The sequence below is a fragment of the Capnocytophaga sputigena genome (assembly GCF_900446695.1).
Lineage (GTDB): Bacteria > Bacteroidota > Bacteroidia > Flavobacteriales > Flavobacteriaceae > Capnocytophaga > Capnocytophaga sputigena.
Genome location: NZ_UAVP01000003.1, coordinates 709,670 through 734,738, shown reverse-complemented (window position 1 = coordinate 734,738; position 25,069 = coordinate 709,670). Strand labels below are relative to the sequence as shown.

The 25,069-nt window shown below is 39.3% G+C and carries 27 protein-coding genes; 16 read left to right on the top strand and 11 right to left on the bottom strand.

What is annotated here, in order from left to right:
• Window positions 1–3: 3 nt before the first annotated feature.
• On the bottom strand, window positions 4–495 hold the full coding sequence (locus DR017_RS03365; protein ID WP_002680198.1) for a CYTH domain-containing protein: 492 nt from the start codon (window positions 493–495) through the stop codon (window positions 4–6).
• Window positions 495–1,763 carry an MFS transporter gene (locus DR017_RS03360; RefSeq protein WP_002680145.1) on the bottom strand — a complete coding sequence of 423 codons (1,269 nt, stop codon included), beginning with the start codon at window positions 1,761–1,763 and terminating at the stop codon, window positions 495–497. The genes DR017_RS03365 and DR017_RS03360 overlap by 1 nt, the downstream gene beginning before the upstream one ends.
• 182 nt (window positions 1,764–1,945) lie before the next feature.
• Between DR017_RS03360 and DR017_RS03355 the strand changes: the two genes are divergently transcribed.
• Window positions 1,946–3,571, top strand: coding sequence for a S8 family peptidase (locus tag DR017_RS03355; RefSeq protein ID WP_002680163.1), 1,626 nt, complete (start codon window positions 1,946–1,948; stop codon window positions 3,569–3,571).
• A gap of 45 nt (window positions 3,572–3,616) precedes the next feature.
• Here DR017_RS03355 and DR017_RS03350 read toward each other — a convergent pair whose 3' ends face one another.
• On the bottom strand, window positions 3,617–4,231 hold the full coding sequence (locus DR017_RS03350; protein ID WP_081450873.1) for an LIC11966 family surface protein: 615 nt from the start codon (window positions 4,229–4,231) through the stop codon (window positions 3,617–3,619).
• 271 nt (window positions 4,232–4,502) lie between these two features.
• Here DR017_RS03350 and DR017_RS03345 point away from each other — a divergent pair, with 271 nt between their 5' ends.
• On the top strand, window positions 4,503–5,267 hold the full coding sequence (locus tag DR017_RS03345; RefSeq protein WP_002680105.1) for an alpha/beta fold hydrolase: 765 nt from the start codon (window positions 4,503–4,505) through the stop codon (window positions 5,265–5,267).
• Window positions 5,264–5,869 carry a ribosome biogenesis GTP-binding protein YihA/YsxC gene (yihA, locus tag DR017_RS03340; protein WP_002680158.1) on the top strand — a complete coding sequence of 202 codons (606 nt, stop codon included), beginning with the start codon at window positions 5,264–5,266 and terminating at the stop codon, window positions 5,867–5,869. The genes DR017_RS03345 and yihA overlap by 4 nt, the downstream gene beginning before the upstream one ends.
• Window positions 5,870–5,904: 35 nt before the next feature.
• Here the strand turns inward: yihA and metF are convergent, their stop codons facing one another.
• The 4 genes from metF to DR017_RS03320 all read right to left on the bottom strand — a co-directional run bounded on the left by metF (window position 5,905) and on the right by DR017_RS03320 (window position 10,960).
• On the bottom strand, window positions 5,905–6,858 hold the full coding sequence (metF, locus tag DR017_RS03335; protein ID WP_002680133.1) for a methylenetetrahydrofolate reductase [NAD(P)H]: 954 nt from the start codon (window positions 6,856–6,858) through the stop codon (window positions 5,905–5,907).
• Entirely contained in the window at window positions 6,836–7,429 is a 594-nt protein-coding gene (locus DR017_RS03330; RefSeq protein WP_002680195.1) for a GrpB family protein, read from the bottom strand. Before DR017_RS03330 ends, metF begins: the two co-directional genes overlap by 23 nt.
• 39 nt (window positions 7,430–7,468) lie before the next feature.
• Window positions 7,469–9,880 carry a bifunctional aspartate kinase/homoserine dehydrogenase I gene (gene thrA / locus DR017_RS03325; RefSeq protein WP_002680207.1) on the bottom strand — a complete coding sequence of 804 codons (2,412 nt, stop codon included), beginning with the start codon at window positions 9,878–9,880 and terminating at the stop codon, window positions 7,469–7,471.
• A 102-nt stretch (window positions 9,881–9,982) separates the two neighbouring features.
• A complete protein-coding gene (locus tag DR017_RS03320; protein WP_002680063.1) occupies window positions 9,983–10,960 on the bottom strand; it encodes an alpha/beta fold hydrolase in 978 nt (325 codons plus the stop codon).
• A 206-nt stretch (window positions 10,961–11,166) separates the two neighbouring features.
• On the opposite strand from DR017_RS03320, the gene DR017_RS03315 reads away from it, so the two are divergent.
• Window positions 11,167–12,114 carry a glycosyl transferase family 90 gene (locus tag DR017_RS03315; RefSeq protein ID WP_002680211.1) on the top strand — a complete coding sequence of 316 codons (948 nt, stop codon included), beginning with the start codon at window positions 11,167–11,169 and terminating at the stop codon, window positions 12,112–12,114.
• A 39-nt stretch (window positions 12,115–12,153) separates the two neighbouring features.
• A complete protein-coding gene (locus tag DR017_RS03310) occupies window positions 12,154–12,654 on the top strand; it encodes a lipocalin family protein (protein WP_002680141.1) in 501 nt (166 codons plus the stop codon).
• Between the two features lie 29 nt (window positions 12,655–12,683).
• Here the strand turns inward: DR017_RS03310 and miaB are convergent, their stop codons facing one another.
• The gene (miaB, locus tag DR017_RS03305; protein WP_002680209.1) at window positions 12,684–14,132 is read right to left on the bottom strand and encodes a tRNA (N6-isopentenyl adenosine(37)-C2)-methylthiotransferase MiaB; all 1,449 of its coding nucleotides are present in this window, start codon (window positions 14,130–14,132) and stop codon (window positions 12,684–12,686) included.
• Window positions 14,133–14,292: 160 nt separating this feature from the next.
• Here miaB and trpS point away from each other — a divergent pair, with 160 nt between their 5' ends.
• Genes trpS through DR017_RS03285 form a run of 4 tightly spaced genes read left to right on the top strand, consistent with a single transcriptional unit; the run spans window position 14,293 to window position 18,276 of the window.
• Window positions 14,293–15,261: a tryptophan--tRNA ligase gene (gene trpS / locus DR017_RS03300; protein ID WP_002680157.1), complete on the top strand. Its 969-nt coding sequence runs from the start codon at window positions 14,293–14,295 to the stop codon at window positions 15,259–15,261.
• Between the two features lies 1 nt (window position 15,262).
• Window positions 15,263–16,225 carry a Gfo/Idh/MocA family protein gene (locus DR017_RS03295; RefSeq protein WP_002680125.1) on the top strand — a complete coding sequence of 321 codons (963 nt, stop codon included), beginning with the start codon at window positions 15,263–15,265 and terminating at the stop codon, window positions 16,223–16,225.
• Entirely contained in the window at window positions 16,222–17,637 is a 1,416-nt protein-coding gene (locus DR017_RS03290) for an SPOR domain-containing protein (RefSeq protein ID WP_002680114.1), read from the top strand. The genes DR017_RS03295 and DR017_RS03290 overlap by 4 nt, the downstream gene beginning before the upstream one ends.
• Window positions 17,638–17,643: 6 nt before the next feature.
• Window positions 17,644–18,276, top strand: a complete 633-nt coding sequence (locus DR017_RS03285) for a 7-carboxy-7-deazaguanine synthase QueE (RefSeq protein ID WP_002680132.1) — start codon at window positions 17,644–17,646, stop codon at window positions 18,274–18,276.
• 36 nt (window positions 18,277–18,312) lie between these two features.
• Here DR017_RS03285 and DR017_RS03280 read toward each other — a convergent pair whose 3' ends face one another.
• Window positions 18,313–19,017, bottom strand: a complete 705-nt coding sequence (locus DR017_RS03280) for a class I SAM-dependent methyltransferase (RefSeq protein ID WP_002680136.1) — start codon at window positions 19,015–19,017, stop codon at window positions 18,313–18,315.
• On the bottom strand, window positions 19,017–19,985 hold the full coding sequence (locus DR017_RS03275; protein ID WP_002680116.1) for a DUF438 domain-containing protein: 969 nt from the start codon (window positions 19,983–19,985) through the stop codon (window positions 19,017–19,019). The genes DR017_RS03280 and DR017_RS03275 overlap by 1 nt, the downstream gene beginning before the upstream one ends.
• Window positions 19,986–20,092: 107 nt before the next feature.
• Between DR017_RS03275 and DR017_RS03270 the strand changes: the two genes are divergently transcribed.
• The 3 genes from DR017_RS03270 (at window position 20,093) to DR017_RS03260 (ending at window position 21,211) form a co-directional block, all read left to right on the top strand.
• A complete protein-coding gene (locus DR017_RS03270) occupies window positions 20,093–20,377 on the top strand; it encodes a hypothetical protein (RefSeq protein WP_002680121.1) in 285 nt (94 codons plus the stop codon).
• Between the two features lie 85 nt (window positions 20,378–20,462).
• A complete protein-coding gene (locus tag DR017_RS14245) occupies window positions 20,463–20,867 on the top strand; it encodes a hypothetical protein (RefSeq protein WP_050772801.1) in 405 nt (134 codons plus the stop codon).
• Window positions 20,868–20,908: 41 nt separating this feature from the next.
• Window positions 20,909–21,211 (top strand): hypothetical protein, encoded by a 303-nt coding sequence (locus DR017_RS03260; protein WP_002680131.1) that lies wholly within the window; start codon window positions 20,909–20,911, stop codon window positions 21,209–21,211.
• A 73-nt stretch (window positions 21,212–21,284) separates the two neighbouring features.
• Here DR017_RS03260 and DR017_RS03255 read toward each other — a convergent pair whose 3' ends face one another.
• Window positions 21,285–21,890: a superoxide dismutase gene (locus DR017_RS03255; RefSeq protein WP_002680185.1), complete on the bottom strand. Its 606-nt coding sequence runs from the start codon at window positions 21,888–21,890 to the stop codon at window positions 21,285–21,287.
• 154 nt (window positions 21,891–22,044) lie between these two features.
• On the opposite strand from DR017_RS03255, the gene DR017_RS03250 reads away from it, so the two are divergent.
• From DR017_RS03250 to DR017_RS03235, 4 genes are all read left to right on the top strand, one after another.
• Window positions 22,045–22,917: a hypothetical protein gene (locus DR017_RS03250; RefSeq protein ID WP_002680199.1), complete on the top strand. Its 873-nt coding sequence runs from the start codon at window positions 22,045–22,047 to the stop codon at window positions 22,915–22,917.
• A gap of 69 nt (window positions 22,918–22,986) precedes the next feature.
• On the top strand, window positions 22,987–23,361 hold the full coding sequence (locus tag DR017_RS03245) for a hypothetical protein (protein ID WP_002680088.1): 375 nt from the start codon (window positions 22,987–22,989) through the stop codon (window positions 23,359–23,361).
• A 73-nt stretch (window positions 23,362–23,434) separates the two neighbouring features.
• Window positions 23,435–24,436 (top strand): outer membrane beta-barrel protein, encoded by a 1,002-nt coding sequence (locus DR017_RS03240; RefSeq protein WP_002680078.1) that lies wholly within the window; start codon window positions 23,435–23,437, stop codon window positions 24,434–24,436.
• A gap of 91 nt (window positions 24,437–24,527) precedes the next feature.
• The gene (locus DR017_RS03235; RefSeq protein WP_002680215.1) at window positions 24,528–25,067 is read left to right on the top strand and encodes an RNA polymerase sigma factor; all 540 of its coding nucleotides are present in this window, start codon (window positions 24,528–24,530) and stop codon (window positions 25,065–25,067) included.
• Window positions 25,068–25,069: the final 2 nt, after the last annotated feature.

The following is a 25,069-nucleotide window of genomic DNA, read 5'->3' as shown; positions in this document are numbered from 1 at the left end:
TTATCAATTCTCAATTATTTCAGTTTGCCAATTTCTATAGGGATTTTTGCTGAGCATAGCATTGTAGTAACGTGTCTCATTGGTTACTTCCTCGCCTAACCATTCGGGACGCTCAAAAGGGGTGTTTTCAGAGGGTAATTCTATCTCGGCAATCACTAATCCTTCATTGTCGCCGTAGAACTCATCTACCTCAAAACACAACTCGCCACAAGGCACGAGGTAACGCGTTTTGTCAATTACTCCTTTTTCACAAAGAGCTAATAATTGCTCAGCATCGGCTACTGTAATGGCTTTCTCCCACTCAAAACGCGTGGTGCCGCTCTCGTTGCTACTGCCCTTTATAGTGAGAAATGCTTCGTTGCCTTTTATGCGCACTCTCACTGTGCGCTCTGGCACAAAGCTCAAATAGCCTTGTGTAATGCGTATAGCCTTAGTAGAGAGTGCTTTATAAGTGTTGCTTTTTACCTTGAATTTGCGTTCTATTTCTTGTAACATTACTTTTCTTTTTTGTAGTTGTCGTAAGTGAATGGCACTTTCCACGTCATATAAAGAGCTGGGATAGTGCAAATCATTACTAACAAGAAGAAATGTTGATATCCTAAGTAGGTGCTTAAGAAACCGCTAATCATACCTGGAATCATTACCCCTAAGTTCATCAAACTATTGGCAAAAGCGTAGTGTGCCATTTGGTATTTACCAGGGGCTATTTGTTGCATCATAAAGAGGGTAAGACCTACAAAACCAAATCCGTAACCGAAGTATTCGCCTACAATTCCCATAGCGATAGTAGGTAAGTGGGTAGGTTGAAAATAAGCAAAAAGCAAATAGACTACAAACGGAATATTGAAAGCACACGCCAAAGTGAACAAAGCCTTTTTAAGCCCCACTTTCGATACAAAATATCCTGCTACAATAGAGCCTAAAATGAAGGCTACAGTACCTGCTGTACCATACACTAATCCGTATTGTTCGTTGCTGAGTCCTAAACCTCCTATTGATAGCTCATCTTTGAGGAATAATGGAGCTATTTTCATTGCCAAACCTTCGGCAAAACGATATAAGAAAATGAAGAAAAGATAGAAGAGAATATGTTTTTTTTGGAAGAAATCGGCAAAAATACGCCATAACTCCTCCGATTTTTCACTAAAACTACCTTCTTTTTGTGGTTTTATGTCTTTTGGAAGCGCGTAGAAGTGATATAAACCTACTAAACCGAGTATAGCTGCACAAATGCTCAGAATCAACTGCCAAGAGGCTACAATGCTCATTCCTTGAGAGTTTACTAACCAGCCCGCTAAGAAGATGAGTCCGCCATTAGCGAGTACTTTGGCTAAGTTGTAAAAAGCTCCTTGCCAGCCTGAATAAAAGCTTTGGGTAGCAGGATCTAATTGTTCCATATACATCCCATCGCCTGCAATATCGTGAGTAGAACCACTTAGTGCGATAAGTCCCATCAGCGCCAAACACATATTGAAAAAGTTAGGCAAAGGCAATGAGAAAACAATACAACCAAAAACTACTGCCGATACGATTTCAGTAATTACAATATATTGTTTTTTAGTGCCGTAGAGTTCCATTATCACACTGATGATAGGCTTAAGCGACCACGGAAGAATTAATAAGGAAGTCCAAAAAGCAATCGTTTCATTGGGTACACCTAAATCTTTGAAAATGATAGGAGATACTAAAGATAACATCACAAAGGGTAACCCCATAGCAAAATAGGTGGTAGGCACCCAAGTAATAGGATTTTTCTTTTTCATAACAGTTGTTGTTTAATATTGTTTTTATGTGTTTGTTAAAAAAATCCGACAAATGTACGACTATTTTAGAAATTAACAAACTTTTAAGTCTTTAGCACAAAATAAGTTTTGCTCATTTGCTATTTATTTATACCTTTGCAAAAGTTTTTCATATAACTCAAAAAAATCATAATTAACAAAGAATGAAAAAATCATTTATTTTAGCTACTTCAGCAGCTTTGCTATTAGCGAGTTGCGGCACTACTAAAGGCGCGTTAGACAAAGCTCCTACTTCCGCTTTTGCTGAAAAAAAATACAGCGACGACGCTCTTAAAGGTTGGCCTCACCAAGGGTTTAAACAAAATTTCCCTGGTATCAATTTAGACGAGGCTTATGCCCTCCTAAAAAATCTTACTCCTAAAAAAATCATCGTAGGGGTGGTAGATTCTGGTGTAGATATCAATCACGAAGATCTTAAAAACGTGATCTGGACAAACACTGCCGAAATTCCTAACAACGGCAAAGATGACGATAAAAACGGCTATGTAGACGATATTCACGGATGGAACTTCCTCGGTAATATCACTCAAGAAAATACCGAAATGACCCGTATCTACAAAACTAAAGATACTAAAAATCCTGATTATGCCCGTGCTAAAGAAGAGTACGAAAAAGAAGCCTCTGAAGCAAAACGCAATAAGGCTTTCTATCAACAACTTATCGAAACTGCTGATTTCGCCGATAAAGCTGTACGCAAAATCGTAGGTAAAGATACTTATACCCTCGAAGATATCGAAAAAGCTACCAAAGGAAAATCTTACGACGCAATGACTACTGATATGGTAGGCTTTATGAAAGAACTTTTAGCTCGCGCTAACGACAATGAAGAAATTAAAAAAGAATTGAAAGAGGGCGTAGACTATTTCGATACCAAACTCAAATACCACTTGGGCTTAGACTTCAGTCCGCGTAAAACTATCTTGAAAGACGACGAAAACGACTTTTCTAAAAAATATTACGGCAACAACAACGTAATAGGTCCTGATAGTAAAGAAGCCCTTCACGGTACTCACGTAGCAGGAATCATCGCTGCTGAACGCAACAATGGTATTGGTATGGATGGAGTTGCTAATAGCGTGTGGATTATGGCTGTACGTGCCGTTCCCGATGGCGATGAATACGACAAAGATATCGCTCTTGCTTTGCGCTATGCAGTAGACAACGGTGCTAAAGTAATCAACACCAGCTTTGGTAAAGGTTTTTCTCCTCACAAAGAGTGGGTGTACGACGCTATCAAATACGCAGCTTCTAAAGATGTATTGATTGTGAACGCTGCAGGTAACGATTCTCAAGATATCGATGTGAAAGACACTTACCCTAACGACGAGGTAAACAAAAAAGAAATCTCTGATAATTTCCTTACTGTAGGAGCTCTCAACTATCAGTTCAATAAGAATTTAGTAGCCGAATTTTCAAACTACGGTAAACGCAATGTGGATGTATTTGCTCCAGGGGTAAAAATCTACGCTACTGTTCCTGAAAGCAAATACCAATTCTTACAAGGTACTTCAATGGCTTCACCCGAAGTAGCAGGAGTAGCAGCCTTGTTGCGTTCTTACTTCCCTAGCCTTACAGCAGCTCAAGTGAAGAAAATCATTATGGATTCAGGGGTGAAAGTGAATATGAGTGTATATGTAGGTGAAGATAAAGGCGATGGTAAAAAACGTCCAGAAAAGAACTTTAGTGAACTTTCTACAACTGGAACTATCGTAAATGCTAAAAACGCTGTAATAATGGCAGCAAAAATGGCAAACGTTAAATTGAAATAATCAGATAATAGTTCATAAAAAAAGCTGCCCTAAGGCAGCTTTTTTTTATTCGTCGTCATCATCATCGTCGTCTTCGTCTTCATAACGCTCAATGAACTCATCGCTTACTCTATTGAAATCTTCAGCGGTTTTTACTATGAAAGCGTTGTTTTTCTTGAGTTGGGCTTGCTCTTCTGGAGTACCTCTCAAGCCTTTTAAACGCATTTGGATAAGGGTTTTATAACCATCTTTCATCAGAGCATCGTAATTATCGAAGAATTTGATAGCGGCTTCGAGCAAAGAGGTATCGCCCTTGTAAGCGCCGAGGTTACGAACTTCTTCTTTAAAGGTTACAAGGTCTTCAATCCATTGCAAACGTACTTCTTCAGCGCGGTTGAAATCGTTGTCGTCCATAGCGTCGTTCATTTCAGCCATTTCGTCTGTACAACCATTGGTGATACACACAATTTCGTTGTTGTACTCTACGGCATTATCGTACTCACCTTTAGCGTAATACACACCTTCATCGGGTTGCCAACCTCTTTTTTCATTGGCGCTATTCATAGCGTCCATTTGTTGCATTTGTTGTTGCATTTGCTGTTGCATCTGCTCCATTTGCTTTTGCATATCTTCAGCCGATCCTCCCATCATATTCTGAAGATTCTTTAGGAAATCCATCATAATTTAGTTATTTTAAATGTTTTTAATAGACTGCAAATATAATATAATTCTCATAAACGACTGTATTGTCATTTAAACATTAACAAATCTTTAACATCTAATTTTTATTTTTTTCTTCTATCACCTATTTCCTAATTTCTATTGTTTAATACCTATTTCCTTAATAAATAGCTATTTGCAAAAAATAGAAAAAAATATTTTCGCTTTCCTGCACGTAAATAGAAATAAAAATATTACCTTTGTACCTCAAAAAACTTTTTGATAAAAACCAATGACAGTAGAAGTAAAAAAAGAAGGTAAATTTACATACATCGAAAAAGGTGAGGGCACTCCTATCATTATCTTACACGGATTGATGGGGGGGCTTAGTAACTTTGAAGAAGTAGTTTCTTTTTTTTCCCGCAAATATAAAGTGGTAGTCCCCGAACTGCCTCTCTTCTCTATGCCTTTGCTCACAACTTCAGTGAAAACATTGGCTAAATATATACAGAAATTCATCAAACACAAGAAGTTTGAAAAAGTAATCCTACTCGGCAATTCACTTGGCGGACACGTGGGCTTGCTCTATGCTAAAATGCACCCTAAAAACGTACTCGGATTAGTGCTTACAGGAAGTTCTGGATTGTACGAGAGTGCGATGAGCGATGGCTATCCACGCCGTGGTGATTACGATTTTATCAAAAAGAAATGCGAAGAAGTGTTCTACGACCCTGCCGTAGCTACTAAAGAAATTGTAGATGAGGTATTTGCTAATATCTCCGACCGTTCTAAACTTATCAAAACTTTGGCACTTGCCAAAAGTGCTATCCGCAACAATATGGCTAAGGATTTGCCTAAAATGGACACCCCTACTTGCCTTATCTGGGGTAAAAATGACAATGTAACCCCTCCTAAAGTAGCTGAAGAATTCCACGAACTATTGCCTAATTCCGAACTGCATTGGATAGACAAATGTGGGCACGCCCCAATGATGGAGCACCCTCAACAGTTCAATGATATTTTAAATAAGTGGCTTGAAAATAAGGAGGTAAGATGATAAAAAAAGCTGAATTTGTGATGAGTAACTCTCAGGTGAGTAAGTGCCCTAAGGAAAACTTACCTGAGTATGCTTTTATAGGGCGTTCCAATGTAGGGAAATCGTCGCTCATCAATATGCTTACCAATCACAAGAATTTGGCTAAAACTTCAGGTCGCCCTGGGAAAACCCAACTCATCAATCACTTCAAAATAGACAATAGTTGGTTTTTAGTAGACCTCCCTGGTTACGGGTATGCAAGAGTATCCAAAGAAACTAAAAAGGTATTTCAGCAATTTATTACTAAATATTTTGAGGAACGACAACAATTGGTATGTGCATTTGTATTAGTAGATGTGCGCCACGAGCCCCAGAAGATAGATGTAGAGTTTATGCAATGGTTAGGCGAACACGGCATTCCGTTTGCTATTGTCTTCACCAAAGCCGATAAACTCAAACCTTTGGTAATTGAGCGCAATATAGCAGCTTATCAACAAGTGCTCCTCGAAACTTGGGAAGAATTTCCACCTTACTTCGTCACTTCAGCCGAAAACAAAACCGGCAAAGAAGAACTAACCCATTACATCGAACAAATCAATGAAGAGATAAAAAATAAGAGATAAAAAGTACAATTTCTTACTTCTTATCTCTTATCTAATTAAAATACTTCTGATATTACTTTCACGATATTATCCGATTTTCCCATAGAATAGTAATGCAATACGGGTGCTCCTGCAGCTTTCAGCTCTTTGCTTTGCTGTATAGCCCATTCTATGCCCACTTGTTTTACATCGGCGTTGTTTTTGCAGGCTTCTACTGCTTTGATGAGCTCTTCGGGGAAGTCTATTTTAAAGGCTTGTGAAAGCAGGTTGAGGTGCTTTTTAATAGCAATAGGTTTAATCCCTGGTATGATAGGCACATTGATACCCGCTTCTTTGGCTTTCTCTACAAACTCAAAATACTTCTGATTGTCAAAAAACATTTGTGTTACTACATAGTCGGCACCGGCATCTACCTTTTCTTTCAGGCGTGCCAAGTCTGAAGTGAGCGAGGGGGCTTCAATGTGTTTTTCAGGATACCCCGCCACTCCTATACAGAAATTAGCCTTATGGTCGGCAGCAATACCGTTGAGGTAAATTCCTTTGTTCAAATTACTGATTTGAGTAACGAGTTCGGTAGCGTAAGTATGTCCGCCCTCAGTAGGCTGAAAGTAGCGTTGTTCTTTCATTGCATCGCCGCGCAGTGCCATTATGTTGTCAATACCTAAGTAGAGGCAATCTACCAATAGGTACTCAGTTTCTTCTTTTGAAAAACCACCGCAAAGTACGTGAGGCACTGTATCTACCTTATATTTATGCTGAATAGCCGCGCAAATACCCACGGTACCAGGGCGCATACGGGTTACTTTCTTTTCCAATAGCCCATTGGGGTGTTCAATGTAATAATACTCCTCACGTGAGGTAGTTACATCTATAAACGGAGGATTGAACTCCATTAGAGGGTCTATGTTTTGGTATAATTCTTCAATATTATTTCCCTTTTTAGGAGGTACTACTTCAAAGGAGAAGAGTGTTTTTCCTTTGGCATTCTTAATATGGTCTGTTATTTTCATATTTTCCTTTAAATTCTTCTTTTGCTATCAGTGTATATCGTTTTATAAAGTCTGTTTTGTGAGCGGTATAAGCATCTCGGTCGTGCTCAAAAGGTTTCCAAAGCGATAATTTAAGCGTTTCATAGTCTTTGGCAATTGAAGGGTGTGCTTGTAGTTCATCGCGAAAATAGAGTTCGTCATTATCTCCTTCATAACGCAAGTGCAAGTGAAATACACGTTCTGCAAACCCATTAACAGTATAGCCTTTATTAAAAGAAATCCTATCATTTGTTTCATTCATACATAGATAACCTGATTGTAATATGACTTCTTTTAGCTTCTGAAATGAACTGTCTTTCTTCACTTCCAATAACATATCTACAATAGGTTTGGCTTGTATCCCTTCCACAGCGGTACTGCCTATATGGCTTAGCCGTATTATTTCGTTAGAGGGTAATTGTTTTAAAAGGAAATTGCGTTCTTCCTCATACCATTCTTTCCACAATGGGTTGTGTTGCGTAAGATTGATAGGGAACAGTTGCCACAATTCCTGCAACGACATTTGTAACAAAGGATTTTCTTCTTGATTCATAGTCCTAACACTTGTCTCCTAACACCTAAAACCTAATACCTAAAACCTACTTTTTTCTGCTAATCTTAAAATGTCACCAAATACCCCGCGTGCGGTTACCGAAGCACCTGCTCCTGCACCCTGTATCACGATAGGGTTATCGCCATAAGATTCGGTGTAAATCTCAAAAATGGAATCGGCACCTTTTACCTGACCGAGGGCGCTGTTGCGCGGAACCGATACGAGCGATACGTCTAATTGTACCGTTTCGGTAGAGGCTAAATCGCCGTGAAGGTCGCCTACATAACGCAGTACGTGGTCAGGGGCTTGGGCTTCTTTGATTTGCTGATAAGGCGCGTTGAACTCGTCTAAGCGTTGCAAAAAGTCTGCTACCGAGCCTTCTCTTAAATGTTCGGGGATAAGATTTTGTATCTTTACATCGGTGAACTCATTGCCTAAATCAAGCTCGCGGGCTAAGATGAGCAGCTTGCGCCCTACATCGTTACCACAGAGGTCTTCACGAGGGTCGGGTTCAGTATAACCGCTGTTGATAGCGTGCTGGAGCACCTCGCTAAACGGCTTATTTTCTGCTGAAAAAGTATTGAACAGATAGCTGAGCGTTCCTGAGAAAATCCCTTTGATACGGGTGATGTTCTCGCCCGAATGGTGCAAGAGGCGAATAGTGTCTATCAATGGTAAGCCTGCCCCTACATTGGTTTCGTAGAGATAAGTTTTTTGGTGTTGTTTGAGGGTTTTGCGCAGTTTTTGGTAGAAGCCAAACGAAATAGTATTCGCTATTTTATTAGCCGAAACCAAGTCGTAACCGCTCTTGATAAGCGGAATATAGTTGTCTACAAAGGTTTTGCTTGCGGTTACATCTACCGCGATAAGGTTCTCTAAGTGATTTTTATCTACAAAGGCTTGCAAAGTATCAAAGCTATAAGGAACGGCTTCTTTATCGAAGGCAGAACGCCAATTGTTGCCTATCCCTTTTGCATTGGTGAGCAGTTGTTGTGAATTGGCGATAGCAACGATACGCAAACTGATGTTCTTGCGGTGAAGTATATTGTCGTGTGCGGCAATCACTTGGTCGATGAGAGTAGCTCCTACGGTACCTTTACCAAAGATTACCAAGTTGATACGGCGTGAAACCCCAAAGATTTCACCATGAATTACGTTCAGTGCCTTGTGGAGTTTTTCGGTTTTAAGTACCAAACTCACGTTTCTACCCGTTACGGCATTGTTGATGAGCAAAGGAACGATTTGGTTGCGTATCAGTGCGTTATAAGGGTGGTGGAAGGTAGCAAGCGGTTGCCCTACGATAGAAATTACGGCTACATCTTCTACAATGCTCACACTGCTCACATCATTGGTGTAGAAATCGTGTGAGAATTCCTCGTCTATAGCTGCTTTGGCAAGTTTAGCATCTTTAGAAGCTACTACCAAGCCTACCCCGCGCTCGGATGACCCTTGCGAGATGATACTCACACTAATACCTTTTTGTGCGAGGGCTTTAAAAATGCGCGCATCTACGCCCACTTTGCCCAAGAGTCCGCGACCTTCCATCACGATAAGGGCATTGTCTTTAATTACCGAAATCGATTTGATGCCCTCTTGCACGCTTTCTTGGTGAATGAGTGTGCCGGCGTCTTCACTATTGAAAGTGTTTTTGATACGCAACGGAATGCCTTTTTCAATGAGTGGGATAATAGTTTTGGCGTGGAGTATAGAAGCTCCAAAGTTAGCCAATTCATTGGCTTCTTCGTAAGAAAGATGGCGTATAATTTTGGCTTCGGGTACTAACTCAGGATTGGCAGTGAAGATACCATCGACGTGGGTGTAGTTTTGCAGTTCGGAAGCGTTGAGGTAGTTAGCCAAAAGTGCTGCCGAATAGTTACTGCCATTGCGCCCCAAGGTAGTAGTGTCGCCTTTTTCAGTGGAAGCGATAAAGCCTGTAACCACTGCCACACAATTAGGTGAAATGGTTGCAAAGCGGTCACGGGTTAGTTTTTCGGATACTGAGTTGATGATTTGTGCATTGCCTACCACAGCATCAGTTTTGAAGATTTCACGGCTATCTACAAAAGTACTTTCCAAGCCCTTGCGCTTGAGTAGTGCTGTTACGAGTTTAGCCGACATCAGTTCACCTTGTGCTAATACCAAATCTTTGGTCTTAGGGCTATAATCTTTTAAGAGAGAGACCCCTTCAAGGAGTTTTTCGAGCAACTGAAATTCGGGCTCAAACGACACACTATCGTTATACTGCTGTTCGTCTTTCAATTGTTGAAAGTCGGCAGTATAATCCTCGCCCTTACTCGCTTTTTCTAGCAAAGCCTCTAATTCATCGGTAGTGTTACCTCGCGCAGAGACTACTACCGATAGAGGTTCTTTATGTGAAGTAATGATAATATCAATCACCTTTTCAATGCCGTCATTGACAAGTGATTTTCCACCAAATTTTAATATCTTCATAATAATCGACAATTAACAAATCATAATTAATTTTCAACTTTGCCAAAGTCTGAAACTTTGGCAAAGTGTAGTGACAAATTCTTACCTCTTATCTCTTACCTCTTACCTAACAAACACTTTCTTTAAAAATTGTTCTAATTGTTTGTGTTCTATTAGGAAAGCATCGTGACCGTGTACGGAGTGGATTTCGTAATAGTCTACAGGTTTGCCCATTTCGCGCAGTTCGGTTACAGTATCACGGTTTTCTTGAGGAACGAAATACAAATCGGAATCGGTGCTTACGATGGTAATGTGTGCGGTGATAGGTGCTACAGCCTCGGCAAAACTACCCCGTTCTTTTGAAATATCTATAGTTTTTACCAATTGGTTCATCAGTTTGTAGGCGGAGAGTGAGAAGCGTTTGTGCAGCTTGTCGCCGTGGTGTAAGAGCCACGTTTCTACATTGTACAACTGCAACGGAATGTTAGTAGTGCGCTCAAATTTCAGTTTCAACGATTGAGGAGTGCGGTAACACAACATCGCGTGTAGGCGTGCATCGTGCAAGGGGTGTGTAGAGTTTTTGAGTATCTGCTCTTGCAAAAGGCAGTTGCCTATAATCCAGTCGGTTGCTTTCCAATCGGCAGCTACGATTACGAGTTCTTTGAAAAGGGTAGGGGCGAGGACAGCCATTTCCCAAGCAATACCGCCTCCTAACGAGCACCCTACGAGGGCAAATACTTCATTGAGACCTAAATGCTCGGTGAGCCCTTTGTTGAAAATGCGCGCTACATCTATACCTGCCCAATGCTCATAGTTAGGAATCATATCTTCTTCGCGTGCTCCAAAACCATTGCCTGGGATATTAAAAGCTACTACTGTATATTTGAGGGTATCTATCAACTTCCCTTCACCAATAGCTTCTTTCCACCAGCCGTTTTCACCCGTTACTTGTGAATTGCCTGTGAAGGCGTGATTAACTACTACCACGGGCGCTTCTCCCAGCGGTAAGCCAAAACATTGGTAATATAACCTAAGTGAGGGAATGCGCACCCCATAAGAGGTAACGAAATCAGTAAGGGTGTAATGTAGGATATCAGGCATAGAATATTATAGTAAATATTTTTGCGAATATTATCTTAAATAGAAAATATTTCTATTTCAAAGATAATGCGCTTTGTGTATATAATTTGAGCGGGGCAAAAGTAAGAAGTTTTTCCTTATAAAGCAAGTTTTTGACAATGAATTGTTTAAATTTGCTAATTTGCTAATAATCTCTTACCTTTGCCGAATCATTTAGAATTGAGATAATGAAAATTATTAAACAGAATAAACTTTGGTATTATGTTCGTAACTATGCACTTATTTTCTTTGGTAAAAAGGGAGGGTATGAACGAAAAATAGCAGCTTTGAAAGCTAAATTTTCAGCTGAAGAGTTAAAAAGATTAGAAGAGCGTGTAGATTATTACTGTAAACTCAATACACCTACTCCTATTTCTGGAAATACTTGTATAGCCGACCTAAAGAAACCAAAAACTCCTAAGGTTTATTACTTCGAAACTTATGAGTATGCGCGCTTCTTTAACGCACAACAGCCTATCGATTTTGTTTTTGGTGATGTAATTCACATACCTAATACGCCTTCTATCGTAAAAAGTCGCCCTATTAGTGAGGATAATCAAAATTCTGTATTGCTAAAATTAGATAAAACACGTCATTTTATTCGAGTTTTAGATGACAAGCCTTTCCTTGATAAAAAAGATTTGATGATAGGAAGAGGAGGTATATATCAACAGCATCGCTTTGATTTCTACGACAAATGGTTTGGTCACCCTCTTTGCGATTTAGGGAGTGTAGAGAAAAACGGACTTAGCAAACCTGAATGGCTCACTGAAAAAATGAACCTAAAAGCACATTTAGACTATAAGTTTATCCTCAGTTTGCAGGGGAATGATGTAGCTTCAAACCTCAAATGGATAATGAGTTCTAACTCTATAGCTGTGATGCCTAAACCTACTATAGAAACTTGGTTTATGGAGAGTAAACTTGAAGGTGGCAAGCACTATATAGAAATTGCCCCAGACTATCACGACCTTGAGGCAAAACTCACTTACTACATTGCCCACCCCGAGAAATGTTTGGAAATATTAGACAATGCTCATCAATACGTAGCACAATTTTGGAATAAAGAAGCTGAAGATTTGTGTAGCTTAATGGTACTGCAAAAATATTTTTCTCTTGTAGCATTGTCTAAATAAATTTTTGTACATTTGTAGTGAATTTTAAACTTTGTACCAATGAAAAAAATATTATTGATGTTGCTCTCTGTAATAGCTTTTGCAGCGTGCTCAAAAAAAGATGATAATCAGGATTTCAAACATCCTAAGGAATTACAAGGTACTTGGATGTATGAAAAGTCGATTTTACCTGATGGTAAATTGTTTTCAGAGATAACTTCTATTGAAGAAATGGAATGTTCCAAAAAGACTAAATATACCTTTTATGGTGAGTTTTTAACCTCAGAAGAACATATTTTTAAAGCAGGTAATTGTCAGCAAAATACAGCTAGCGTAAAGTATTTCGTAGAAAATAATAAATTATGCTTAGATAATGGCAATGGTGTTGTACTTAAAGCTTATGATATTGTTAGTCTCACCTCCACACAGTTTGTTTTTAAATACAATAGTGAATTTAAAACATTTTTGTACTCTCAAATACCTTATGACCCAGCTCTTAGAGAAAAAGGTTATACTATTGATGATATTTTGAATGTAACAATTACTTATCGAAAACTATAAATAAAAAGCTGCCTAATTAGGCAGCTTTTTTATTGTCGTTTATCGCTAATTCCTATCGCTTTTCCTATAAGGGTTGTAGAGGTGCAATTTGTTATTTCTACAAGTACAAAATCACCCACTTTATAATTTTCTTTGGGGAATACAACTACCGTGTTTTGGGTATTGCGTCCCATCCATTCATCAGCTGATTTTTTAGAAGTCCCCTCAATGAGTACTTCAACAACCTTACCTACTTGAGCTTGAGTGCGGTATAAACTGTGTTTTTGTTGCAAGTCGATGATTTCGGCAAGACGGCGTTTTTTTACTTCTTCTGGCACATCATCTTCTATTTTGCGAGCGGCTAACGTACCAGGGCGCTCAGAATAAGCAAACATAAACCCAAAATCGTACTTCACATATTCCATTAGCGAAAGTGTATCGCGGTGATCTTCTTCAGTTTCGGTAGGGAAACCAGCAATCATATCCTGCGAAATGGCACATTCAGGAATGCGTTCGCGTATGCTATCGATGAGTGTAAAGTACTCTTCACGAGTGTGGAGGCGGTTCATTGCTTTGAGAATGCGATTGCTTCCGCTCTGTACTGGCAGGTGAATATATTTGCAGATATTAGGATGTTTCGCCATTGTGTCAATCACATCAAGGGTCATATCTTGCGGATTAGAAGTAGAAAAACGGATACGCATTTCAGGCTGAGCTGTTGCCACCATATCAAGGAGTTTGGCGAAGTTGATAGCAGTAGCTTGTTGCATCTCACTTGCTTTGCTAAAATCTTTTTTGAGTCCGCCGCCATACCATAGATAGCTATCAACATTTTGCCCTAAGAGAGTCACCTCTTTAAAGCCACGTGCTTGGAGATCGGCTATTTCGTTGAGGATAGAGTAGGGGTCGCGGCTGCGCTCACGTCCGCGAGTGAAAGGTACAATACAAAAAGTGCACATATTGTCGCAACCACGTGTGATAGATACGAAAGCAGTTACCCCATTGCTATTGAGGCGGATAGGCGCAATATCGGCATAAGTTTCATCTTTAGAGAGAATTACATTCACCGCCTCGCGACCTTCATCTACTTCTTCAAGGAGGTTAGGCAAATCTTTATAAGCATCAGGACCTACTACCATATCCACGATTTTTTCCTCTTCAAGGAAAGCGTGTTTCACCCTTTCAGCCATACAACCCAATACGCCCACTTTCATCGTCGGTTTCTTGCGTTTGTACACATTGAACTGTTCCAAGCGCTTGCGAATGGTCTGTTCTGCCTTTTCGCGCACCGAACAGGTGTTGATGAGCACCAAATCGGCATCATCAACAGTATCAGTAGTATTATAACCTACTTTGGAGAGGATAGAAGCCACAATCTCACTGTCGGAGAAATTCATTTGGCATCCATAACTCTCGATGTATAGCTTTTTAGAATTATTGTTATCAGCTTGTAGTACAAGGCTTTGCCCTTGTATGCTTTCGTCTATTTCTTTACCCATAGAGGTTTTCTTACTTGATTGAGGGCGCAAAGATACAAAACAATTGATAATTAACAATTGATAAGTAGCAAAAGAGGACTAATAGCTATTTTGCTATTTCTAAAATATTTATTACCTTTGCGCTCTAATAACTCTTAACTTTTAATTCTTAACTAAAACAATGGCTCGTGTTTTAACAGGTATTCAAAGTACCGGTACCCCTCATTTGGGGAATATTCTTGGGGCTATACTCCCCGCAGTGCAAATGGCGTCAGATCCTGCTAATGAATCATTTCTGTTCATTGCCGATATGCACTCTCTCACTCAAATAAAAGACGGCGCACTTCTTCGCGCCAATACTTATAGCGTCGCTGCCACTTGGTTAGCTTTTGGTTTGGATACAAACAAAGTTACTTTCTACCGCCAGAGCGACGTACCTCAAACTGCTGAACTTTCGTGGTATTTAGCGTGCTTTTTCCCTTACCAACGCCTCACTCTTGCCCATTCATTTAAAGACAAAATGGACTATTTGCAAGATGTGAACGCGGGACTCTTTACTTACCCTATGCTGATGGCTGCCGATATTCTTCTCTACGATGCTGAGGTGGTACCTGTAGGTAAAGACCAATTGCAACACCTCGAGATTACTCGCGATGTGGCTTCTCGTTTCAATCATCAAATGGGTGAAACTTTTGTATTGCCACAAGCTAAAATAGAGGAAAAAATAATGATTATCCCCGGTACCGATGGTGAGAAAATGAGTAAATCACGCAACAACTTCATCAATATTTTCTTGCCCGAAAAGCAGCTTCGCAAGCAAATAATGGCAATCCAAACTGATAGTACGCCTTTAGAAGCTCCTAAAGACCCCGATACTTGCAACGTGATGCGCCTCTACCGCCTATTGGCTTCTCCTGAGCAAATACAAACGATGGAAGCTGCTTACCGTGCTGGTGGTTACGGTTTTGGTAATGCCAAACAAGCCCTCTACGAACTGATATTAGAAAAATTTGCGACCCCACGCGAGCGCTACAATTACTATATGGAGCATTTAGATGAACTCGATGCAATCCTTAAAGAAGGTGCTGCCAAAGCACACCGTGTAGCCGATGAAACCTTGCGCAGGGTGCGTGCTAAAATAGGATATTAAAATGACAAAATTAAAAGCTGGCGTCCTCGGTGCAGGACATTTAGGAAAGATACATTTGCGATTGCTCAACCAATCGGATAGATATGAACTCATAGGTTTTTACGACCCCGATGAAGCTAATGCTCAAAAAGTGAGCGAAGAATTTGGCTACAAGCGTTTTGATAGTATAGAAGCTCTTATCGCCGAATGTGATATGGTGGATGTAGTAACTCCTACCCTCAACCACTTTGTGTGTGCCGAAAAGATTATCAAAGCGGGCAAACACCTCTTTATCGAAAAACCTATCGCTACTACAGTAGAAGAGGCTGAAGCAATTATTGCCCTTGCCAAAGAACATCACGTAAAAGGACAAGTAGGTCACGTAGAGCGTTTTAACCCTGCCTTTATAGCAGTACGCGACCAGATTCACAACCCTATGTTCATCGAGGCACACCGCTTGGCAGAGTTCAACCCTCGTGGTACCGATGTGCCTGTAGTGCTCGACTTGATGATTCACGATATCGATGTGATTTTGAGCGTTGTAAAATCAAAAGTGAAACACATTTCGGCAAGTAGTGCAATGGTCATCAGTCATTCACCCGATATTACCAATGCCCGTTTGGAGTTTGAAAATGGTTGTGTAGCCAATATCACTGCCAGTCGTATTTCTATGAAAAATATGCGCAAAAGCAGATTTTTCCAAAAAGATGCTTATATTTCGGTAGATTTTTTGGAGAAAAAAGTAGAAGTGGTGAAAATGAAAGATGCACCCGAAGTAGCTGGTGATTTTGATATGATATTGCAAAATGCGGAAGGAGAACGTCGCCAAATTTATTTTGAATACCCTGAAATACATAATAACAACGCTATTTTAGACGAACTTGAGAGCTTTGCCGATGCTATAGAAAACGATACAACTCCTATGGTTACCCTCGAACAAGGCACTGAAGCCCTTAGAATAGCCAAACAAATTGTAAGTCTATGAAACAACTCATTACGCTCTTAATTTGTGTAGTAGTGAGCCCACTATCAATGGCACAATCTGCTACCGATTTTAAAATTCGCTATGAAACTTTTATCAAAGGGGATATCAAAATCATAGGGAATAACATTCTCAACCGCAATGAGAAGCGCAATTCACCTAACGAACCATACAACGATCGCAGTCCTAAAGCAAAACTCAACGATGAGTTTGATATGCAATACATTGATATCGATAGCGACCCCAGCACGTTTTCCTCTAGTAGTGCCAATTTTGCGTACGAAGGTGCGGGAGGAGGCAAGGTAGCTTATGCAGGTTTGTATTGGTCGGCTACTTATCCGTATGCTAAAGGACAGCTAAAAGGTAGTAAAAACACTATCACCGATGCTAATAGAGAAGATGCCAGCAGCGTGTTGTTCAAAACTCCTAATAGTGGCAGTTATATGCCAATAGATGGTGAATTGATATTTGATGGTCGCACTGATTCCGACTTGAAAAACTCAGCTCCTTATGTGTATTACGCCAATGTAACCAGTATATTATCATCGGCAAATACTGTAGAAGGGGAATATACTGTTGCCAATGTAAAGGCAGCCTTAGGACAAGTAGAAGGAGGTTCGGCTGCAGGTTGGGCACTCGTGATAGTTTATGAGAATACCAATAGCAATATCAAAAAAATAATTACTTACGACGGTTTTTCGGCAATTACTAATGATGCTGCTAAAACTTTCACCTTTAGTGGATTTAAAACTCCTGAAGCAGGTGATTTCAAAACTCGTATTATGGGAGTAACCCTTGAAGGCGACTTTAATATGACGGGGGACAATGTGGCTATAGGTGTACCTGCAAGTGGTAAAACAACTTCTTTGGAAACCAAATTGCGCCCTAATCAAAACTTCTTTAGCAGTGCCATTACTTATAATGATGAGATGATGAAAACGCGCAAACCTAACAGTGAAAACACTTTAGGGTTTGATATCTTCCGTATGGATATAAAGAACGACAACCAATATCTCATTCCTAACAACGCTACTTCATTAGATTTGAGTTATACCCGTAGTCGCGACCGTTATTATCTGTTTCTCACTGCTTTGGAAATAGAAAATAACCCTAAAGAGATTACCCAATTACACCGCAGTACTCGTGTAACCAAACTTACCGCTAAAGATACTGAAAAAGGATATTACGTGATTGTAGGGGTATTCCTCAATATCAACAACGTGAATAATAGGGTGGAAGAAATGAAAAAATGGGGCTATGATGCTCAAGTGTATTACAACCGTGACCAAGTGCTGAACTTCATCTATGTGGCTCGTTACGACAAGTATGAAGATGCAGTGAAAAAGGTAGATGAAATACGCGAAAATACCGAAATCCCCGACCCTTGGATTTTGGATGTTGCCAATTACGATTAATTTTAGATGTTAGACAAAAATACACAAGTAGCCTTACAGAAGGGGGAGATTCTCCCCCTGATGGAGGCTTTTTACAGCTTACAAGGTGAAGGTTTCTACAAAGGAACTGCCGCTTACTTCATTCGCTTGGGCGGTTGTGATGTAGGTTGTCATTGGTGTGATGTAAAGGAAAGTTGGGCTGCCGAAGCACACCCTTTAGTGCCTGTAGATACTATTGTAACCGATGCCTTAGCACACTCCAAAACTATGATCATCACGGGAGGAGAACCCTTGATGTGGAACTTAGATCTCCTCACCCAAAAACTGAGAGCCGCAGGGGCGCGCACTCATATAGAAACTTCAGGGGCTCACCCCTTATCGGGTACTTTTGATTGGATATGCCTCTCTCCTAAAAAAATAAAACGCCCCGTGGGGGACGTTCTTCAAAAAGCTAATGAGCTGAAAATGGTGATTTACAACAACAACGACTTCCTTTTTGCTGAGGAAATGGCTGCACAAGTATCACCAGATTGCCTGCTCTATCTACAACCCGAGTGGAGCAAACGCAATAAGGTAATCCCCAAAATTGTAGATTATGTAATGGCTCACCCTCAGTGGAAAGCCTCTTTGCAAATGCATAAATACCTTGATATTAGGTGATAGGTGTTAGGTGACAGGTCTCAGGGGAGATTGCTACTAATTTACTAATTTAGCAAGGTAATCAAAGTGTTCACCTTCGGCGATAAGTTCGCATTCTAACCCTACTGAAATAGCTACATTCTGCAAAGTATTGTAATCTACATACATCCACGGGAAAGGTTTTTCTTTCTGTCCCTTGTACTTCACCACGTAATCCACTTCTCCGTAATAATCAAAATAGAGCGGTACATCATAACTGCCATCAGGGTTTTCATCGAACATATAGATAATATCAGAAGAGTCGGTGAGGATTTGTCCGTGTGGCGCTAAAAGCGTTTTGAGGTGAGCATAGAAAGCGCCCATTTTTTTAAGCCGTCCGCATATACCTGCGCCATTCATTAGCAAAAGAATGGTGTCATACTGCCCTGTCGTTTCTAATACATTCTGCACTTGGGCGTTGCGCAAGCCTCGCAATTGGCAAGCCTCAATAGCCTTAGGTGATAGGTCAATAGAATGTACTTCAAGTTTGCGTTCGTTCTGCAAATAGAGACCGTGAGAGCCTGCCCCACAGCCTACTTCTAATACTTTTCCTTTTGCCATTTGTAGAGCTTTTTGCTCTAATGCAGGCATCTGTTCAAAGGAGCGAAATAAATAAGGCAAGGGCAATACATCTTCCTCGGAAATAGTAGTTTCCGTTTTGATATCTTCAGTATATTGCCCTTGCTGATAATCTAAAATAGCTTGCCCGAATAAGTCTTTCATTAGTTATCCCATTCTAATAAGCGGCGTTCACCTTCAATTGTTTTTATATCGGTGATATCTTGTGACATTTCAATCACGCCTTTGTAGTTCTTATCTTTGTCGCGCACTGCAAAATAACGCACATAAATAAGGCGACCGCGATAATTGAACCAGAAATTAGCTTCGTTTTGTGTGCCTGCACGGAAGTTCTCTACAATTTTGAGTACTGTGCCTACACTCTTAGGAGGGTGACAGAATTTTACTTCGCGCCCTATGATACCCGCACTGCGAGGGAATACACGTTCTTCGCCGCGGTTGTAGAAAATTACGCGGTCGTGTTCATCTACAAAAGTAATATCAATAGGGAGGGTTTTGAGCAAGAGGTTCACCTGTTCAATGGTCATATAGCCCTCATCATAATGGGCAGCATCATCATCGAATTTAACATCGGTGCGACGTTCGGTATCCATTGAAGGGTGTACGTACACAGGCTCATTGGGGTTGTTGTTAGGGTAAGGGGCAGGTTCTTCTTTTAGCATCCAGCCTATTTCTTCCTCACCTTTGCGCATTTCAATCCAATCTTCTTCAGTGAGCAACTGCAAAGCATTAGGGAAGAGGATATTAGCTTCTACATTCAACAAGCGACCCAAGTTATCTTCGATATAGCGTACGTTAGTTTGTGCTGCATCAAAATCTTTTTCTTCTAAGTTTTTGCGCACCAAGCGGAAGATATCGCGAATAGTATCGTGGAAAGACCACATATTTTGTGAAGGGTTTGTCCAGCCGCGTTTTTCCAAGAAAGGGAAAAGCTGGTTTTCCTTACGAGCAAAGTGTTTTTCTACGGTTGCCAAATGGTTGAACACGTTGTAGAATTTCTGATAATCAGTATGAGGGTCTATGCCAAGGAGCTCGTCCATTAATGAGTAAATAAGGTCAGCTTCAAGCATATAGGTATGCACGGGATGTCCTGCAGGTAAAGTTTGTTCCATAAAAAATTATTTTAGGAGGCAAAGGTATGAAATAATTTGCTAATTTACTAATTTGTTGATTAGCAAATCAAAAAAAGATGTATATTTGTACTTTAAAAAATAACGTTATGAAAGAGTTCATTCATATAGGGCAGCGTTTGGTTTTATTAATTTTAGTATGGATATTGTCATTCATACCTATCTCTATATTCAATAGTAAAAGTTCTTGTGCGACAGGTGATATATTTGTATTTGCCTTTTGGATAGGATTATTTTGTGGACTTTATGGTATATTTTTGGTGATAGAGGCTTATTTTCTGTCGCAGAAGCGAGAGCGAGCTTGTGCTATAGCAAATATAGTAATGGCTATTCCACTATTGTTGTTACTGTTAGGAGCGTTAGCTTTGCTATAGCTAATAAATTGATAAGAAAGATTAAATATAAAACCTTCTGAAGCTAATGAAACTATATAGAATTATTTTTATAAAATTACAGCAAATGATGAACGTGCTTTATTATTATATTTATCTTTTTAATGTGAAGTTTTTGCCTTATACTTTCTCAGATTCAAATACTGTTTGGATGTTAGGATCTTTATTTGCTTTAATAGTCAATTCTTCACTTAATATAGGATTGGCATATTTTTTCGGTTATACTTTAGGTCGTTTTCAAGTACTAAGTATAACAATACTTCTGGTGATTTTCTTTCACTTTAAATACAATAGAAGTGGTAAGGGAATACGAATTGTTAAAAAAGAAAAACCTAAGTTTTTGGGTAGCAATACAGCTTCTATAATACTAACAATTCTGTTTTTTTTGATAAGTATATCATTCTATTTATTTAGTGTAGATGTAGTAACAGAAATATTAGAAAAGAAAAAAGCTACTACCTTACCTATGTAATCAAAAAAGATGTATATTTGTCCCTTAAAATCATTATAACTATGGAAGAAGTGCTACCTCATATTGCTAAACGCGTTCTATTACTCATATTATTGTGGATACTTCCCTTTTTTATAGCCGATTTGTTTATTGATAAAAACTATTTCTGTGCCACAGGTGATATGTTTGCTATTTTCTTTTGGCAGGGAATATTCAATATTCTCTTTGGTTTGTATTTATCAGTGGAGGCTTATGGGTTATATAAAAAGAAAAAACGAGGCTGTATGATTGCCAACATTGTAATGACCTTGCCTACGCTTTTCTTTATAAGTTTCTTTATAGCGATATTCGTCTTTAGAATATAAAAGATAAAACCTCCCAATTTCTCAGGAGGCTTTTTTTGAATATTTGCTTTTTGGATATTTGTTAAGTTAGTTACTACTTATGAGTGTTGTAGAGCTCAGCAACTTTCGCCCAGTTGATTACACTAAAAAACGCTTCGATATAATCAGGACGACGGTTTTGATAATTTAAGTAGTAAGCGTGTTCCCATACGTCTAATCCTAAGATAGGGAAACCGCCACAACCTGTGTTAGGCATCAACGGATTATCTTGATTTGCAGTAGAGCAAATTTCTACTTTGCCGCCTTTGTGTACACAAAGCCACGCCCAGCCCGAGCCAAAACGAGTAGCAGCAGCTTTGCTAAAAGCCTCTTTAAAACCTTCAAAACTACCAAAAGCCTCATCTATGGCTTTAGCGAGTTCTCCAGTAGGTTTTCCACCCCCATTAGGACTCATTATTTCCCAAAAAAGATTGTGATTGTAGAATCCACCAGCGTTGTTGCGAAGTGCAGCATTGTTCATATTGAGGTTGGTAAGAATTTCCTCAATACTTTTGCCTTCTACCCCAGCAGGAGCCAAAGCGGCATTCAAGTTGGTTGTATAGGCATTATGGTGTTTTGTATGGTGAATTTCCATTGTACGCGCATCGATATAAGGCTCAAGTGCGTTGTAAGCATAAGGTAATGCAGGTAGTGTAAACATAATATATTCTTTTTAAATTTGTTGCAAAATTACTATAAAAACAAATGTGTGAGAGTATTTTAGCTATAGATTTTTCTTATAAAGCTATAGTTTTATTTGTAAAAGAGAGCAGTTTTACTTATTTTTGTGAACTAAATAATATAAGTTGTTAATTATGAAACGTTGTATTCTATTTTTCTTTTGTAGTTTCTTGTGGGCTACCTATGCACAAGAATTGCCCTTGTTAGACCGTCTTTCAGCTATCAAAAACGGCAATAGAGATTTTTATGCGATTGATGGTTATATCATTACCAATGAGGATTTGAAACTTCCTTTTGATGAAAAAGGCTTTAAGAAAGCCTACCGAAAATTGAAAATTAATGCGCAAGACGCGCAGTCTAACCCTCGCATACACACTGATAACTATTTGGTTAATAGAGATAAAGAGGAGTATGTAGAGTCTCTTTATTTTGTGAAAAGTCCAGCGAATACTATTTCCCTTGTTTGGTTTTCAAAACTGAGAGACAGAGAGGTTGAGGTAGAAGAATCCTTAGTAAACCTCATTGTTGAAAATAAAATCCCTCAGGAATTATTTGCCCCTACCGATGCCAGAAGTATTGATTTTGCAGGACGAAAAATCCCGATGTTAGACGACTGTTATTTCACGGGTATCAACATAGTGCAATGTCCGTACAACGGCGAAATGAATTGGGGAGTATATCGCACTTTGGAAGACGCTCAACAAGCTGTAGCCGAACAGTTTGCAGTCAACAAACAACGCAAAATGTTCAAACCTATAGAAGAGGAAGAAGTTGAGGTACTTTTTGAAGAGATACCCACTAAAGCCAAGAGAGTAGTGTTTGACATCAAGGGAGTTGCGTCAGCTTTAGCAGGGATGTCGGGCGGAAAAACCCTTACGGTGTACTATGTAGCCCAAGTGGTGCGCAATCGCCCTATTGCTTGTGTGATGAGCTTTTGGAATAATGATAATATCAATGCTACAACAGGCTTGCCTCCGCTCTTGAGTCGTGTAATGCAATTGAAATAAAGATTAATTTGCTAATTTGTAAATTATTTGTACTTTTGCGCCATTAAATAATTCTAAAAATAACAAACAATGAAAAAAACAATTCTTTTATTAGTTGCTATCTTTGCAATGGTAGCTTGCGGCAAAAGCGATGACAGCAAAGATGGAGGTGGAAACGGAAGCGGAAATTCTTCAGGTTGGGCTCTTAAAATTTTAAAATCTGAAGGAGTTACTGTAGGAGCTGTTGTAATTCAATATTCAACAGGTGAGACATATATGGATTCAAGTCAAAAACCACTCACTAAAGATTATCTAATAGATATCAAAGGAGGTGAGCCTATGCAAGTAGCAGTAGGAGCAACAGGAGTAAATGATAACTCTACACTTACCATACAACTGTTACAAAACGGACAAGTTAAGAAAACATCTTCCTCAAAAGGAACTATTTTAAATGCTTCTCTTTAAGAAAAATAATAAAAAAGACTTAACGATGGGTTAAGTCTTTTTTATTTTATAATCAAACAAATAAATCCCCATTATGAAACAAATTGTATCACTCATCGCTCTATGTCTCGCCCCTCATCTTTGGGCTCAAACCCCTTTTGAAAACATTATCCAGAAATCAAGAAATACGTTTGACTCCTTAAAACTTGCCGAAGATAACCAGATGTATTATAAATTGGAGTTGCTTAGATACTTGTTCGACAAAGAGAAAATTACCTCAGAACAGTATGACCAAATGGCAAAGGAAATTCGCGAGGCTAACAAGCAACACATTCTCCTATATTACTATAACCAAGCCTTGCAATTAAACTCTGAACTACAGCAAAAAAACTCTCAAATCGCTATAGATACCGTTCCTAAAACAACTACTCTTGATAGCCTCATCACCGATGAGTTGAAAATGGCTTACGAAGAAGAAAGAAGAGAGCTTTATAAGAATAGAATGCGATATGGTGACAACGACCAAACGCTACAACCTCGACCTTATATGGCAATAGGTTTGCAAACGGCAATAGGCGATAACAATCAACTTAAACCTCATCTCCATACCGATTTAGGCTTGGGACTTATAGCACGTATCAGCGAAAAACGACGACTCTTTATTAGTGCAGGCTTGGTGTGGCAAAACAACCGATTTGAAATCAAAGGCGATAACTATTTTGTAACAGAAAATGAAACCTCGCGCTTAGTGCCTTATGGAAAACCCTTGAAAAGCTCAAAATTGCGTCTGCATTACCTTATCATCCCTATCGAATTGCAAAAGAAAATTAGAAGAGAAAGCCATATAGGAATAGGTTGTTATTTTGGCGGACTTATAGATGCTACTCAAAAAATTAAATATGAAGAAAATGATGAGGATTACAAACTCGTTCTTCGCAACAATCTAAAACCCAATAGAGCCACTTATGGAGTTTCTGCTCAAATAGGCTATGGAGGTTTGGCGATCTATGCCAAATATAGTTTAGCACCCCTCTTGCAGCATACCCCTACCGAGATACACCCTCTTTCAATAGGAGTGAGTTTCTATCTCAATTGATAAATTGCCAAATTTTCTAATCAAATTCCAACCTTTTTATTTTTTCTTCGTTTATAAGGGCAAAAGAGATTAATTATTTACCATTACCGAAGTGCAAATCGACAAACACCTTATAGAAAAAGCCCAACGCAACGATCGCTTAGCGCAAAAGCAGTTGTACGACCAGTACGCTCCTGCTTTGTTGAGCGTGTGCAGGCTGTACATCAACGATTTGCAATTTGCCGAAGATGCCCTACTAAAAGCCTTCTTCAAAATTTTCACCCATATCAACAAGTATCAAGAACAAGAACATTTCTATGCTTGGATGAGGCGAATCACAGTGAATGAGTGTATAGATTTCCTCAAAAGCAAAGCACAAAAGCTATCCTTTGCCGACTGGAGTGACACTTATGACACAGTAGATGATGCCTACTTAGAGAACGAAAATTTTAGCGATACCGAAATACAATCCTTTGTAGACCAATTGCCTACCGCTTGCCGTACCGTTTTCAACCTCTATGTGTTTGAGGACTATTCGCACAAGCAAATCGCCGAAGAACTTTCTATCAGCGAAGGTACTTCTAAATCACAATTGGCGTATGCCAAAAAACTTTTGCAACAACACGTAACAACTTATAAAAAAAGAGCTTAAAA

Coding starts and splice junctions, on each gene's coding strand:
- DR017_RS03355 (WP_002680163.1), top strand. CDS start 1,946: ATGAAAAAATCATTTATTTTAGCTACTTCAGCAGCTTTGCTATTAGCG.
- DR017_RS03315 (WP_002680211.1), top strand. CDS start 11,167: ATGAAAATTATTAAACAGAATAAACTTTGGTATTATGTTCGTAACTAT.
- DR017_RS03270 (WP_002680121.1), top strand. CDS start 20,093: ATGAAAGAGTTCATTCATATAGGGCAGCGTTTGGTTTTATTAATTTTA.
- thrA (WP_002680207.1), bottom strand. CDS start 9,880: ATGAAGATATTAAAATTTGGTGGAAAATCACTTGTCAATGACGGCATT.
- DR017_RS03240 (WP_002680078.1), top strand. CDS start 23,435: ATGAAACAAATTGTATCACTCATCGCTCTATGTCTCGCCCCTCATCTT.
- DR017_RS03360 (WP_002680145.1), bottom strand. CDS start 1,763: ATGAAAAAGAAAAATCCTATTACTTGGGTGCCTACCACCTATTTTGCT.
- DR017_RS03245 (WP_002680088.1), top strand. CDS start 22,987: ATGAAAAAAACAATTCTTTTATTAGTTGCTATCTTTGCAATGGTAGCT.
- DR017_RS03260 (WP_002680131.1), top strand. CDS start 20,909: ATGGAAGAAGTGCTACCTCATATTGCTAAACGCGTTCTATTACTCATA.
- DR017_RS03290 (WP_002680114.1), top strand. CDS start 16,222: ATGAAACAACTCATTACGCTCTTAATTTGTGTAGTAGTGAGCCCACTA.
- DR017_RS03320 (WP_002680063.1), bottom strand. CDS start 10,960: ATGCCTGATATCCTACATTACACCCTTACTGATTTCGTTACCTCTTAT.
- miaB (WP_002680209.1), bottom strand. CDS start 14,132: ATGGGTAAAGAAATAGACGAAAGCATACAAGGGCAAAGCCTTGTACTA.
- DR017_RS03280 (WP_002680136.1), bottom strand. CDS start 19,017: ATGAAAGACTTATTCGGGCAAGCTATTTTAGATTATCAGCAAGGGCAA.
- DR017_RS03365 (WP_002680198.1), bottom strand. CDS start 495: ATGTTACAAGAAATAGAACGCAAATTCAAGGTAAAAAGCAACACTTAT.
- DR017_RS03350 (WP_081450873.1), bottom strand. CDS start 4,231: ATGATGGATTTCCTAAAGAATCTTCAGAATATGATGGGAGGATCGGCT.
- DR017_RS03295 (WP_002680125.1), top strand. CDS start 15,263: ATGACAAAATTAAAAGCTGGCGTCCTCGGTGCAGGACATTTAGGAAAG.
- trpS (WP_002680157.1), top strand. CDS start 14,293: ATGGCTCGTGTTTTAACAGGTATTCAAAGTACCGGTACCCCTCATTTG.
- DR017_RS03285 (WP_002680132.1), top strand. CDS start 17,644: ATGTTAGACAAAAATACACAAGTAGCCTTACAGAAGGGGGAGATTCTC.
- DR017_RS03275 (WP_002680116.1), bottom strand. CDS start 19,985: ATGGAACAAACTTTACCTGCAGGACATCCCGTGCATACCTATATGCTT.
- DR017_RS14245 (WP_050772801.1), top strand. CDS start 20,463: ATGATGAACGTGCTTTATTATTATATTTATCTTTTTAATGTGAAGTTT.
- metF (WP_002680133.1), bottom strand. CDS start 6,858: ATGAAAATAACAGACCATATTAAGAATGCCAAAGGAAAAACACTCTTC.
- DR017_RS03310 (WP_002680141.1), top strand. CDS start 12,154: ATGAAAAAAATATTATTGATGTTGCTCTCTGTAATAGCTTTTGCAGCG.
- yihA (WP_002680158.1), top strand. CDS start 5,264: ATGATAAAAAAAGCTGAATTTGTGATGAGTAACTCTCAGGTGAGTAAG.
- DR017_RS03345 (WP_002680105.1), top strand. CDS start 4,503: ATGACAGTAGAAGTAAAAAAAGAAGGTAAATTTACATACATCGAAAAA.
- DR017_RS03330 (WP_002680195.1), bottom strand. CDS start 7,429: ATGAATCAAGAAGAAAATCCTTTGTTACAAATGTCGTTGCAGGAATTG.
- DR017_RS03255 (WP_002680185.1), bottom strand. CDS start 21,890: ATGTTTACACTACCTGCATTACCTTATGCTTACAACGCACTTGAGCCT.
- DR017_RS03250 (WP_002680199.1), top strand. CDS start 22,045: ATGAAACGTTGTATTCTATTTTTCTTTTGTAGTTTCTTGTGGGCTACC.